The organism is Betaproteobacteria bacterium (assembly GCA_009693245.1).
Classification (GTDB): Bacteria; Pseudomonadota; Gammaproteobacteria; order Burkholderiales; family SHXO01; genus SHXO01.
Window position 1 is genome coordinate 19,770 of the sequence record SHXO01000030.1, and the last position, 12,535, is coordinate 32,304.

General features: G+C 58.3%; 13 protein-coding genes and 1 pseudogene. 10 read left to right on the top strand and 4 right to left on the bottom strand.

From position 1 onward, the window contains the following. Positions 1 to 69: 69 nt before the first annotated feature. On the bottom strand, positions 70 to 2,598 hold the full coding sequence (locus EXR36_06810; protein ID MSQ59351.1) for a methionine--tRNA ligase: 2,529 nt from the start codon (positions 2,596 to 2,598) through the stop codon (positions 70 to 72). A 188-nt stretch (positions 2,599 to 2,786) separates the two neighbouring features. Here EXR36_06810 and EXR36_06815 point away from each other — a divergent pair, with 188 nt between their 5' ends. From EXR36_06815 to EXR36_06850, 8 genes and pseudogenes are all read left to right on the top strand, one after another. Continuing rightward, a complete protein-coding gene (locus EXR36_06815; GenBank protein ID MSQ59352.1) occupies positions 2,787 to 3,311 on the top strand; it encodes a hypothetical protein in 525 nt (174 codons plus the stop codon). 120 nt (positions 3,312 to 3,431) lie between these two features. Then, on the top strand, positions 3,432 to 4,091 hold the full coding sequence (locus tag EXR36_06820; GenBank protein ID MSQ59353.1) for a hypothetical protein: 660 nt from the start codon (positions 3,432 to 3,434) through the stop codon (positions 4,089 to 4,091). Next, positions 4,060 to 5,175, top strand: a complete 1,116-nt coding sequence (locus tag EXR36_06825; GenBank protein ID MSQ59354.1) for a hypothetical protein — start codon at positions 4,060 to 4,062, stop codon at positions 5,173 to 5,175. Before EXR36_06820 ends, EXR36_06825 begins: the two co-directional genes overlap by 32 nt. Then, positions 5,172 to 5,993, top strand: a complete 822-nt coding sequence (locus EXR36_06830; protein ID MSQ59355.1) for a tetratricopeptide repeat protein — start codon at positions 5,172 to 5,174, stop codon at positions 5,991 to 5,993. The genes EXR36_06825 and EXR36_06830 overlap by 4 nt, the downstream gene beginning before the upstream one ends. Further along, positions 5,941 to 6,540, top strand: a complete 600-nt coding sequence (locus tag EXR36_06835; GenBank protein MSQ59356.1) for a hypothetical protein — start codon at positions 5,941 to 5,943, stop codon at positions 6,538 to 6,540. The genes EXR36_06830 and EXR36_06835 overlap by 53 nt, the downstream gene beginning before the upstream one ends. A 53-nt stretch (positions 6,541 to 6,593) precedes the next feature. Continuing rightward, positions 6,594 to 7,685 (top strand): iron-sulfur cluster carrier protein ApbC, encoded by a 1,092-nt coding sequence (gene apbC, locus EXR36_06840; protein ID MSQ59357.1) that lies wholly within the window; start codon positions 6,594 to 6,596, stop codon positions 7,683 to 7,685. Positions 7,686 to 7,782: 97 nt separating this feature from the next. Next, the gene (locus EXR36_06845) at positions 7,783 to 8,352 is read left to right on the top strand and encodes a dCTP deaminase (protein MSQ59358.1); all 570 of its coding nucleotides are present in this window, start codon (positions 7,783 to 7,785) and stop codon (positions 8,350 to 8,352) included. 214 nt (positions 8,353 to 8,566) lie between these two features. Then, a pseudogene (locus EXR36_06850) lies at positions 8,567 to 9,303 on the top strand (slipin family protein). Positions 9,304 to 9,324: 21 nt separating this feature from the next. On the opposite strand, the gene mmsB reads toward EXR36_06850, so the two are convergent. Together mmsB and EXR36_06860 are read right to left on the bottom strand one after the other, a co-directional pair. Further along, the gene (gene mmsB, locus EXR36_06855) at positions 9,325 to 10,434 is read right to left on the bottom strand and encodes a 3-hydroxyisobutyrate dehydrogenase (GenBank protein MSQ59359.1); all 1,110 of its coding nucleotides are present in this window, start codon (positions 10,432 to 10,434) and stop codon (positions 9,325 to 9,327) included. Next, the gene (locus EXR36_06860) at positions 10,335 to 10,643 is read right to left on the bottom strand and encodes a hypothetical protein (protein ID MSQ59360.1); all 309 of its coding nucleotides are present in this window, start codon (positions 10,641 to 10,643) and stop codon (positions 10,335 to 10,337) included. The genes mmsB and EXR36_06860 overlap by 100 nt, the downstream gene beginning before the upstream one ends. A 354-nt stretch (positions 10,644 to 10,997) precedes the next feature. On the opposite strand from EXR36_06860, the gene EXR36_06865 reads away from it, so the two are divergent. Continuing rightward, positions 10,998 to 11,273, top strand: a complete 276-nt coding sequence (locus EXR36_06865; GenBank protein MSQ59361.1) for a BrnT family toxin — start codon at positions 10,998 to 11,000, stop codon at positions 11,271 to 11,273. Then, on the top strand, positions 11,245 to 11,508 hold the full coding sequence (locus tag EXR36_06870) for a hypothetical protein (GenBank protein MSQ59362.1): 264 nt from the start codon (positions 11,245 to 11,247) through the stop codon (positions 11,506 to 11,508). Before EXR36_06865 ends, EXR36_06870 begins: the two co-directional genes overlap by 29 nt. Before the next feature lie 336 nt (positions 11,509 to 11,844). Here the strand turns inward: EXR36_06870 and EXR36_06875 are convergent, their stop codons facing one another. Continuing rightward, positions 11,845 to 12,321, bottom strand: a complete 477-nt coding sequence (locus EXR36_06875; GenBank protein ID MSQ59363.1) for an adenylate/guanylate cyclase domain-containing protein — start codon at positions 12,319 to 12,321, stop codon at positions 11,845 to 11,847. Between the last annotated feature and the right edge of the window lie 214 nt (positions 12,322 to 12,535).

Genomic DNA, 12,535 nt, shown 5'->3' on the forward strand with positions numbered 1-12,535 from the left:
GGGACTAGGATCTAGGATATAGGGAGTGGATGGGTTTCCCCTAGCCCCCAGATCCTAGCTCCTAGATCCTCACTTGACCCTCATCCCAGGCTGGGCGCCCTCGTCTGGGTCCAGCAGGAAGATTCCTGGCCCTTCGCCGCTGGCGGCCAATACCATGCCCTGGGATTCGCCAAAGCGCATCTTGCGCGGCGCCAAGTTGGCCACCATCACCACTAAGCGGCCCTTGAGTTGTTCGGGATCGTAGGCCGACTTGATACCCGCGAACACCTGGCGTTGCTCCGTGCCGATGTCGAGCACGAGCTTGATGAGCTTCTCGGCGCCCTCCACGTGTTGCGCATCGACCACGCGCGCCACGCGCAGGTCCACCTTGTTGAAGTCGTCGATGGATATTTTCTCCTCGCCCGCCGGGAGAGGGGTTAGGGGTGAGGGAGAAGTTGCGGCAGCGGTTGAAGATGAAGGCGGTACGTTAGTGGTCATGTTATGGATGGTATTCCAGATAGATTCCAGGACTGTCACGGTGGCGGATAACACGTCATTGTTCCAAAACCGTAAGACAGAAATTCCGAGGGTTGCTAAGGCCGCCGTTCGCGCATCGTCCGGCGCCGGCTTTTCCTGGTGCTGTCCTCCGTCGAGTTCGACAGCAAGTTTCAACTCGTGGCAGTAGAAATCCAAAATGTACTTCTTACCGCTAATCTCGGCGGGATGCTGGCGCCGGAATTTGGTGTTCGCTAGTCGCCTATCGCGCAACAACATCCAGATCTTGTTCTCGGCGTCCGTTTGTTCTTGGCGCAATTGGCGGGCGAAGGCGAGGAGACCGGCGGGAACGGGAGGGTGGCGGAACTTTCCCTCACCCCCAGCCCCTCTCCCGGAGGGCGAGGGGAGAGTCCTCGCGGTAGCCGGAGTGGGTTGAAGCGACTCTTTATTGGCTTCGACTAGTGCCGCGATTTGCCTCGACTCGACACGGGTCATCAGGTGCTCGTAGGTGTTTATTTGGTGTCCGTTAAATAGAACTTCGTTTTGATCCCATTTCATTTTCTCTTCGGGCAAGTTCAAGAAACTCCGAACCTTGCCGGCGATATTTGGAAGGATAGGCTTGAGGTACACGGTCAACAGCCAAAATAAATTGATGCTAAGACTGCACACTTGATGAAGTTCCTCTCGCGAGCCACTTAGCTTGGCCAGGTTCCATGGCTTCTTGGTGTCAACATACTGGTTAGCTATATCGGTAAGCCGCATGATTTCCCGAACCGCCTTCCCATATTCACGATCGGCATAGTGCAGACCGATTCGCCGCCACGTATCGCTTCCCATAAACTCCAACTGCAAACGTGTACTCCACTCGGCCGGAAGCTCCTGGCTTAGCTCTCCATTGAAGTGCTTCGCAATAAACGGCGCAGTTCGGCTCGCGATGTTGATGTACTTGCCCACCATGTCGCTGTTCACGCGCGCGACAAAGTCCTCCAAATTGAGGTCGATGTCCTCCATGGTGGCGCCCAGCTTGGCGGCGTAGTAGTAGCGCAGCCATTCGGGATTGAGCCCTACCTTGAGGTAGCTCTCCGCCGTGATGAAGGTGCCGCGGCTCTTGGACATCTTCTCCCCGTCCACGGTGAGAAAGCCGTGGGCGAACACGCTGGTGGGCGTGCGGTAGCCCGCGAAGTTAAGCATGGCCGGCCAGAACAGCGCGTGAAAATAGAGGATGTCCTTGCCGATGAAGTGCACCAGCTCCGTATCGCCGCCAGGGCGCAGGAAGGCATCGGTCGCCATGCCTTTTTTCTCCGCGTAATGGCGGAAGCTGCCGAAGTAACCCACTGGTGCGTCCAGCCACACGTAGAAAAATTTCTTTCCATCCGTGCCGGGAATGGGGAAGCCGAAATAGGGCGGATCGCGCGAGATATCCCAATCGGACATCTTGTCCTCGCCCTCGGTCCCCAGCCACTCTTGCATTTTGTTGGAGGCTTCCGGTTGCAGGCGGCCTTCTTCCCGAGTCCATTTACGCAGGAACGCGACACAATCCGCGTGGGAGAGCCGAAAGAAATGATGCTCGGAAGCTTTGCGCACGGGAGCCGCGCCCGAAACCGCCGAGTAGGGATTCTTCAGATCCGTGGGCGTGTAGGTGGCTCCGCATACTTCGCAGGAATCCCCGTATTGGTCCTTCGCGCCGCACTTCGGGCACTCGCCCTTAATGAAGCGGTCTGGCAGGAACATCTCCTTCACCGGATCGTAGAACTGCTCCACCGAGCGCTTGGCGATCAGGTTCCTGGCCTGAAGTTGCAGGTAGATGTCCTCGCAAAACGCGCGGTTCTCCGGCGAGTTGGTGGTGTAGTAGTTGTCGAAGGCCACATGAAATCCCGCGAAATCCCGTGTGTGCTCGTTGTATACGCGCGCCACCAACGCCTCGGGCGTGATGCCTTCCTTGTTCGCCCGCAACATGATGGGCGTGCCGTGGGTGTCGTCGGCGCACACGTAATGCACCTCGTGGCCCTGCATTTTTTGGAACCGTACCCAGATGTCAGTTTGGATGTATTCCACCAAGTGACCTAGGTGGATGGCGCCATTGGCGTAGGGGAGCGCGGAAGTAACGAGGATACGGCGGGCCATGGTGCTGTCTAGGCGGCGAAGGGTGGAAGTGTAGCAAAGGCCTGGGCGAGCGCGTGGCGCACTTGTATATCCGTGGGGTGCTTCTCAATCCGCTCGGTGGAAAGCCCTTTGTTGATCCGTAAGGGATCGGTAAAGACAGCTCGCCGATAATTCTCCAGCCAACTTGGCTTTCAATGAGGAGATAAGTTATGATTAAAATTCTTGGTGTATTGGTGGTTGGCCTTTCCTTGAGCATATTTGGTGTTAACGCACAGGCCCAATTACCGAAGTCTGGAAAATATTCTCTGTACTACTCCTGGCACGCGATCGGGCAGATGACTCCGCTGGCAGAGGGTTTCGTTGTGAATTCGGGCTCCGCCTGGGGTGGTCTCATCAACCGAGAAGGAAGCGGATTTTTGCACGAGGCACCTACTTCCTGCGTAGCGGCGGTCAAGGGGGTGGGCGGTAACTTCGCCGAGACAGGTTTCTGCGCCAGCACGGACTCCGACGGTGATCGCCTATACATGCGCTGGTTGTGTGCGTACGACGCCAAAGGATGGTGTATTGGGGAGTTCGATTGGACCGATGGAACGGGAAAATACAAGGGCATCTCCGGAAAGAACAAGACCCGCTACAAAGCCTTCGGTTTTCGGCCAGGAGAGGCCACACAGAATGCCACACCGTTCTCCGTAGAGGGCTACGCTATCTGGGAAGGTGAGTACCGGCTACCCTGACCTACTGCAGAGTGGGCAGTCACGCGGGGACTGATCGCCACGGGTAAATGTAGGAGGCCGGAACGCGTCCGTATCGCGTGATTGCATGCGATACGGGCGTGGCTTGTTTGAGGAGGACCAATGCGAAAACTCGCGCGTGACCCACCCCTGGCGAAATTAAGCCGGCCTAAGATTCATCGCGCCGTGCCGAGGGAGAGGCTCTTTGGCCGTCTGGACCGAAGCGCGGAAAGACAGGTGAGCTGGGTCGCCGCGCCTCCTGGCGCTGGGAAAACGGCATTGCTGGCGAGCTATCTGGAAAGCCGAAAATTGGCAGGCATTTGGTATCAGCTGGACCCCGATGACGCCGAGCCTCCGGCTTTCTTCTATTACATGAGCCTGGCCGAGAGAGGCCTGCGCGGCACCAAGCAATTGCACCCGCTTCCCTTGCTTACGCCGGAGTACCTGACAGACCTTGAAGGATTTGGCCGCCGCTACTTTCGAGAATTGTTCGCGCGCCTCGGAACAGGCGCGGTACTGGTCCTCGATAATTTTCAGGATCTCCCCACTGAGAGCTCGATGTTGCCGCTGTTGCTGCAGGGGTTATCCGATGTGCCCGAAGGTGTGAGCGTGTTGATCGCAAGCCGGTCCGATCCACCCGAGTGCGCGGCTCGTCTCGCCGCCAATGGCATGCTTTCGGTGATCGAATGGGAGGAGATCAAGCTCACCGAAAGCGAAACCGGCCGCCGGACTGGTGCTTCTTATCGAAAGATTGAGACACGGCGAATCCATCGAAGAGCTTGACCAGCCCGAGGCTTTGCAAAGTGTCTTTGCCTATTTCGCGGAACAGCTTTTTCGCCAAAGCAGTGACGAAGTGCAGCGCATGCTGCTCCAGCTTGCATTCATGCCCCGGTTCACGGAGGACGAGGCGCATGCGCTGACCGGCATGGAGGAGTCTCGCCGTTTGCTGGAGATGCTTTACCGGCGGCACTTGTTTCTTGACCGGCGCAAGGGAACCCAGCCTGCCTATCAGTTTCACGCGCTGTTCCACGCGTTTCTACGCCACCTGGCAGGGGAGAGTATGAGCCCCACGGTACAGGCCGGCGTTAGCCGCCGGGCAGCGCAACTGTTGGAGGAATCGGGGCAGATGGAGGAGGCCATGCGCCTATTTCTATCTTCCGGAGATGTGCCCGCGGCGCGAACACTGATCCTGCGCGAAGCCCCTCGGTTGATAGCGCAGGGGCGCTGGCAATTGTTGGTCGATTGGGTTGGAGAGCTACCTCAAGGGGAGGCCGCCCAGGATCGCTGGATTTTGTATTGGCTCGGTTGTGCGCGCATTCCCTTGAATCCGCAGGAGGCGCGAACAAATTTGGAACGTGCCTACGAGTTGGCTGTTGAACACAAGGACGGCGTGTGCGAGTTGCTTGCTGCCGCTGGGATGGTGCATGCGTACATGCTCGAATATGTCGCCTACCGCCCGCTCGACCGCTGGATTCCCGTCTTGGAAAAGGTATTTGAAGATGGGCCGGGCTTCCCCTCCTTGGAGGCCGAGCTTAATGTGCAATCCGCTTTGCTTGCGGCGCTGGCTTATCGTAATCCCACCCATCCCGCCATCACGGAATGCGTCAAACGCCTATTCGAGTTGGTTCATACGGGCGCCGATGTCACCGCGCGCTTGAGCGGCGCTCTTTATTTGACTCTCTACGGAGGGGTAAGTGGACCGAGTGTCGTGGCCGATCGTGCTGCGCCAATTCTTAGATCTCTCATCGACCATCCCGAGGTCTCCGCGCTCAATCGTGCCTTTGGGTGGTTTGTGCTATCTTACTATTACCTGCTCTCGTACTCGATACCGCAATGCGAGCATGCGAGCATGCGATCGAACGAGTGAATGCGATTGCCAGCCAGCAAGGCTTGCCATTCGTACGCCGTTTCGCGGCCATTATTGGAGCTTGGCTGGAATTGGCACGCCATGATTTCAACGCTGTGGGTCGCTTGATATCCCAGCTCGACGAAGTCATTGTTCCCACCAATTTGTACGATGTGGCGAGCGTGTACTGGTTAAGTGGGCAAGCGGCCATCCAACGGATCGATGCGGAGAGGGCCTTAGCCGAAGCGAGAATAGCGGTGGAGATATTCGATGAAGCCGGCACGCACTTCCACCGTCTGACCGCTCGCAACATTCTCGTATGGGGCTCGATCTACCGAGGCGACACGGAAGCCGCAAGACGCTGGATCGCTCAGGCCCGCGAAATCGCTGGCCCTTTACTGCACAACTATACGGAGCAAGTGTTTCATGGTGCGGAGGCCTGGATGGCCTTGGATGCGGGCGATCAGAAAGCAGCCGCGCAGGCGCTGCGTTTGTGCTTCGGCCCGGCATCGCAACAGTACGACCGCTTCATGTTCGGGCTATGGCGCAATGTCGTGCCGAGACTGGCCGCAGCCGCGCTCGATCTGGGAATCGAAACCGAAACGGTTCGCCGCGTGATCCGGTATTTGGACTGTCGCGCGCCGTCGCCAACGCTGGAGGCTTGGCCATGGCGAGTGCGCATTTATACGCTTGGGCGATTCGAAATTTATATGGAAGACAAGCTTCTCTCCTTTGGCGCCAAGACGCCGCGCAAACCCTTGGCGTTACTCAAGGCATTGATCGGCTTTGGGGGGGCATGCGCGCGACTATCACCTCATCGATGCGCTGTGGCCGAATGAAGAGGCGGATGCGGCGCGCAGCTCCTATGGGGTCGCATTATTCCGGCTGCGAAGTTTGCTCGGAAGCCATGATGTCCTGGAAACCAAAGGCTGGTCCATCAGCCTGAATTCGAATCTGGTCTGGATCGACGCCGTTGCCTTCGACCACCTAACAGGCGCTAACGATGGAGCGGAGGAGACGGATACCATTCGCAAGGCAGTGGACCTTTACTGGGGAAATTTGCTCCCCGAAGACAATGACGAACCCTGGTCGATGCCGTTGCGCGAGCGTCTGCGGGGAAAGTTCGTTCATCATCTGGGCCGATTGAGCAAAACGCTGGAAGACGATGAGCAGTGGGAAAGAGCCGGCGCCCTTTACTTGCGCGGCATCGACGCGGACCCTTTGAGCGAGACGTTCTACCGGGGATTGATGCGTTGCCACCTCGCGCACGGGCAGTGCGCGGAAGGGGTGGGGGTGTATCGCCGATTGAGCCAGGTCCTCTCGGGTACTAGCGGGCTTAAACCTTCCGCGGAAACCGAGGCGGTCCACCAGTTGTTGCTGGGTTAAGGGCTTGTCAGACCCTTCCAGTAAAATGCGCCTCTTACGCACAGAGACCATCCATGACCTTCACCGAAGATTCCATCAAAGCTGCCCTGAAGCAAATCCAAGATCCCGTCCTGAACCAGGACTACGTGAGCGCCAAGGAGATCAAGTCCATCAAGACCGATGGCAACAATGTCGCGGTGGAGGTGGTGCTGAGCTATCCCGCCAAAAGTCTCTGGGACAGCATTCGGACTGAGATTGAAGCCAAGCTCAAGAGCCTGCCGGGCATGGGGCAGGTGAGCGTGAACGTGACCAGCAAGGTGATTTCCCATGCGGTGCAAGCCGGCGTGGCGCTGTTGCCCGGCGTGAAGAACATCGTCGCGGTTGCCTCGGGAAAGGGCGGGGTGGGCAAGTCCACGGTGGCGGTGAACCTCGCGCTCGCGCTGGCTGCGGAAGGCGCGACCGTGGGCATACTCGACGCCGACATCTACGGTCCGTCGCAGCCGCTGATGCTGGGTTTGCAGGGCAAGCGCCCGCAATCCAACGACAACAAGTCCCTGGAGCCCATGGAAGCCCACGGCATTCAAGCCATGTCCATCGGCTTCCTCATCGATGTGGAGCAACCCATGGTGTGGCGAGGCCCCATGGTCACCGGCGCGCTCCAGCAGTTGCTGGGGGACACGCGCTGGCGCGATCTGGATTTTCTCATCATCGACATGCCGCCCGGCACCGGCGATATTCAACTCACTCTCGCCCAAAAAGTGCCAGTGACCGGTGCGATCATCGTGACCACGCCGCAGGACATCGCGCTGCTGGACGCGCGCAAGGGACTCAAGATGTTCGAGAAGGTGAACATCCCCATCCTGGGCATCGTGGAGAATATGTCCTTGCACCTGTGCTCCAAGTGCGGCCACGAGGAAGCCATCTTCGGTTTGGGCGGCGGAGCCAGCATGGCAAAAGACTACAAGGTGGATTTACTGGGCTCGCTGCCCCTCGACATGAAGATTAGGGAGGACGGAGACTCCGGCATACCCACCGTCGCGGCCGAGCCGCAAAGCCGCGTTGCCGAGATCTACAAGCAGATCGCACGCAAAGTTGCCGCCAAGATCGCCAGCAAGGCGAGAGACATGAGCGCGGTGTTTCCGAAAATCGTGATCCAAAACACCTAGGGAGGAGTGAGGGTGGAGGAGGTAGGAGAAAGGCGCAAGACCGGTGGTGACTCGCGGTTTTACTCCTCCCTCCTCCCTCCTCCATCCTCCCGGCAACATGATTAAATCCGACCGCTGGATTCGCCGAATGGCACAGACGCAACGCATGATCGAGCCCTTCGAGACGAACCAGATCAAGCAGGTGGACGGCAAGCCCGTGGTGTCCTTCGGCACGTCGAGCTACGGCTACGATTTGCGCTGCTCGGACGAGTTCAAGCTCTTCACCAACATCAACTCCACAATCGTGGACCCGAAGAATTTCGACCCGAAATCCTTCGTCGATGTGAAGGGCGCGTCTTGCATCATTCCGCCCAACTCCTTTGCGCTGGCGCGCACCGTGGAGTACTTTCGCATTCCGCGCAATGTTTTGGTGATCTGCCTGGGTAAATCGACGTACGCGCGTTGCGGAATTATCGTGAACGTAACGCCCTTGGAGCCGGAGTGGGAAGGCCACGTGACGCTTGAGTTTTCCAACACCACGCCCTTGCCCGCGAAGATCTACGCCAATGAAGGCGTGGCGCAGGTGCTCTTCCTCGAAGCCGCGCCGGACGACATCTGCGAAACGTCCTACAAGGACCGGGGCGGCAAGTACCAGCGGCAGACTGGCGTCACATTGCCGAAGATCTAGGGCGAGTCCTAGACAGGCTCTGGCTCTTTAGATGAAGCCAGGATGTGCCGCAAGGTCTCAGGGCTTTTTGTTGTTTGACGATAAGGCGTAGGCAGGTACACGAAGGAAAACGCAATGAATTCGCACGCCGGGTTTGCGCGGCGCGCAAGGAAATTAGCAGGGAAAATATTCCAACTTCGACCCGCTAAAGCGTTTGTCGGTGGAGGTCTTTTCCATGAGCCGGCCGGAGTTTTCGCACCGTCTGGCGAATTACCTCACCAAGGCCGAACCGGGTTTGGCGGAGAGGGAATTCCAGATCGTGGAATTGTCCTCGGCGGAAGTTGGCTTGCGTTACGAAAACGGCGTGCTGGCAGAGGTGCTTGCTCCGAACACGCGCCGGCTGTACTGGAAGGGCTACATGGATGTGCGCATCGAGCGGTGAACATCGCCACCGAATTTAGCCTGCGCATCAACCTAAACGCGGGCTACCGGATCAGTGATGTGTTGACGGCCTTCAGCAAGCAGGCCAAGCCGCCGGATTTCCTCTACAAGGAATTGCAGTTCGGCCTGCGCGCGGCGGTGGGCACGCGCACTCTCGATGAGTTGCTGGAGAACAAGAACATCATCGACGAAGTGGTGCGCGCGCATATCGACAAACGCGTGGCCGGCATCGGCTTGGAAGTCGAATCCGCCGGGGTGAAGGACATCATCCTGCCGGGCGAGATGAAGACCATCCTCGCCAAGGTAGTGGAGGCCGATAAAGCCGCCCAGGCCAACGTGATCGGACGCCGCGAGGAAACCGCGGCCACGTGTAGCCTGCTCAACACCGCCAAGGTGATGGAGAACAACCCGGTCGCCCTGCGTTTGAAGGAGTTGGAAACGCTGGAAAAGGTCACCGAGAAAATCGGCAGCGTCTCGGTATACGGTGGCCTGGATAGTGTGTTGAAGGATCTGGTGAAGATCGGAGCCTAACTTCCAGAAAAGGCCATTCCCTCAGACCGGCGCCCTTTCATCGGAGGCTGTCAACAGCTTGTACACCGAGGTGAAGTCCTGCCTCCCCAGCCCTTGCGATGAAGCAAGACGAAGCAACTGCTGGGCAACGGGCGATACAAAGACCGGGATGCGCAATTCGCGGGCGGCGCTCACTGCCAGGGCCAAATCCTTTGCCATCAAATCGGTCATGAAGCCTGGGGCGTAGTCCCGGGTGGAGGGGGCTTTCTCGACCATGCCGGGCACGGGGTGGGCATGTTGCATCATCCAGGTATTACCGGAGGATTTCGAGATCACGTCCGTCAGAATTTTCGGGTCGACGCCGAAGCCTTCGCCGATGCGGAAGGCTTCCGCCACGGCGATGGCGGCCACTCCCGCGATCAGATTGTTGCAAAGCTTCGCGGCCTCGCCTGCTCCGACCTCACCCACGTGAATGATGTTCGCCCCCATGGCCGAGAGGGCAGGGCGCGCCGCTTCGAGGTCCGCCGCGGCGCCGCCAACCATGATGGCAAGAGTTGCGTTCTCGGCGCCCACCGAGCCGCCCGACACGGGCGCGTCGATGAACCGCACGCCTTTGGCCGCGAGCGCAGCGGCGACCCGGCGCGAAGCATTCGGATCGATGGTGGACATATCCGCGCACAGCAATCCCCGCTTCGCGCCTTCGAGGATCCCGCCTTGGCCTAGGTAAGCCGCCTCTACCTGCGACGAAGATGGCAGCATCGTCACCAGAAAATCCACGCGTGCGGCGGCGTCCGCTGCCGAGGCTGCGCGCTTTGCGCCGCGCGCCACGGCGGCATCGAGCGCGGCCGGAAATACGTCATAGGCGAGGACACCATGGCCCGCTTTCATGAGATTCGCCAGCATGGGCAGGCCCATGGTGCCGGTACCGATAAAGCCAACATTCATCTCGTTTCTCCTGGCGATTTGTTCCATGTTCTTTGGCATGCGATAACGAATAAAGAGTACGCCGGTCCGCGGATTGCCACGCGTTGCGCAAAAGACGATTGCCGGTTCTAACGACTCCGCGAAGCTTTCACGAATTCGAGGGAGATCCGAAAGAGATCGAGATCTTTTTCGTAATCCGCGGCATCGGCGCGGTTGATTTGTATCCATTCCCGCGTACTTTCCATACCGCCAGGCTGAAACGAGACGACGTTATCGCGTGAGAACTGTAGTTCGGTGGCGGTAGCCACCGGTACGCGTAGCCCGATGCCTTTGCCGCTGATGCAAGCGAACATCTTGTCTCTGACGAAGTAGGCATCGAGGTTGTTGATTTTCTTTCCGGTTACGCCGGGGAGTTTGAGAAGCAGAGCGTCGATGATCGCCTTGCGGCTGGGTTCGGGGGTAGCGGTTTTCAAGGGGAACCTACCTTCACAAATCTAGAGGAATGAATCAAGACTGCTGCCGTGTCCGGCAGCGCTATAGATCTAAGTATGCGCCACTTCCTTTGGCAACTGAGTTAAGCCGGCTCCCAAGCAAAATCGAAAATCGGAGGATGCTCGGCCAAGCTCCATCCCGGACCCTCATATTTCCTTGTTAATATCGTGAGAGCGTCTCGGCCAAAGGCTTTTGGATGCGTGCAATGACACGTCACAAATCGGCGCGTGCAATATCGGTTGATAGGCGGGTGGCGGCATCCATACCGGCGCTGTCGTTAGGCCCTTCAGGTACACCGCATGTTCAAGTTCGAGTGGGACGATCAAAAGGCGGCCAGCAATCTGCGAAAGCATGGCGTATCGTTCGACGAGGCTGTCAGCGTATTTGCGGATGGCTTGGCGCTGACTTTCGCAGACACGGATCGCTTCGAGTCCGAAGATCGAAGCCGAACCTACGGCATCTCGAACAAAGGCCGGCTTCTCGTGGTAGTTCACACGGAACGCCACAACAATGTTCGAATCATTAGTGCGAGAAAGGCAACTCAGTATGAAAAAGGCATCCACGACCAAGTCTGATCAAGACATTCCAGTCTTGAAGCGCGAACAACTCGGGGTTGGCTTACGCGGCAAGTACTTCAAGCGCTTTACGCAAGGGAGCAATGTCGTTGTGCTGCGGCCCGAGATTCAGAAGGCATTTCCCACGTCTGAAGCAGTCAACAAAGCCCTCGCAAGCATGTTGGCCTTCGCGAAGGAGACGCAGGGCCTAACGGGCCGCTCAAAGCGGCCGTCCCGCAAGCGGGTAGGCGTTTAGCCTTGGCGTTGAATTCTCTCGAAATGCCCAAGCCGGCCCCTCGCAGCGCTCCGATGGCCGCGGCCCGTTCGGGGGCACTTGATCTCGCGCCGAGCAATCCGCAGGTTGAAACCGGGGTATAACTCGGAGATCCGCGCTGCAGCGGCGCGAGCCTCGGTCTGCCGGCCCAACTGGCCATAAACCTCCGCGAAACACAACGGCGTCCAAAAATTGTTTGGGATACCAATCTGCTGAGCTGCCTTCAGCGCCTGCGCATAATCGCGTTTGTGGTAGTAGTAGTTGTGGTAGCCCCAGTGGTACCAACCTGGATGGCGCGGGTTCAGTTGCACGGCTTTATCAATGAGCTTGACTCCACGTTCCCACTCCCCCGCATAGAGAATATGCAGCCCCAGGACCGAGATGATGGTGGCGTTGTTCGGGTTCAGCCGGATCGATGCGGGCCGCGACATTTACGCCGTCGCCGTATACGGTGCCGTCCGGTCGTTCGATGACTTCCCCGAGATTGATCCCGATGCGAAAGCGCATCCGGCGTGCTTCAGGCAACGCTTCGTTGCGCTCTGCCAGCACGGCCTGGATTTCAGATGCCGCGCGCACAGCTCCCGTGGCTGCCTGGAACACTGCGAGCACGCTGTCGCCCGCCATATCCACGACACGGCCGTGATGAGCTTGAATCTTTGCGCGGAAGACGGCGCGGTACGCTTCGAGGCTCGCCACGGTGGCTTCGTCGTCCTGTTGCATAAGGCGCGAATAACCAGCGACACCGGCAGCGAGTATCGCGCCGAGCTTACGGACTCCTCCTTCTGGTTCGGTCATTAGGAACGCGCGTCTTCGAGAACTTCGAATGCCAAGAGTAAGGCTAGCACGCCGATATGAGAATCTAGGGCACCTCTAATAATTCAGCATTCTAGAGTAGTGTGTATGGAATCGATGTGATAAAAAGCCTCGAAGCGCAAAGTGATCCCGAGGCCGATGAAGAAAGACAAACGCAGGAAGCAACCCAAACCCAAGCAGCCTGGATTCTTCGATG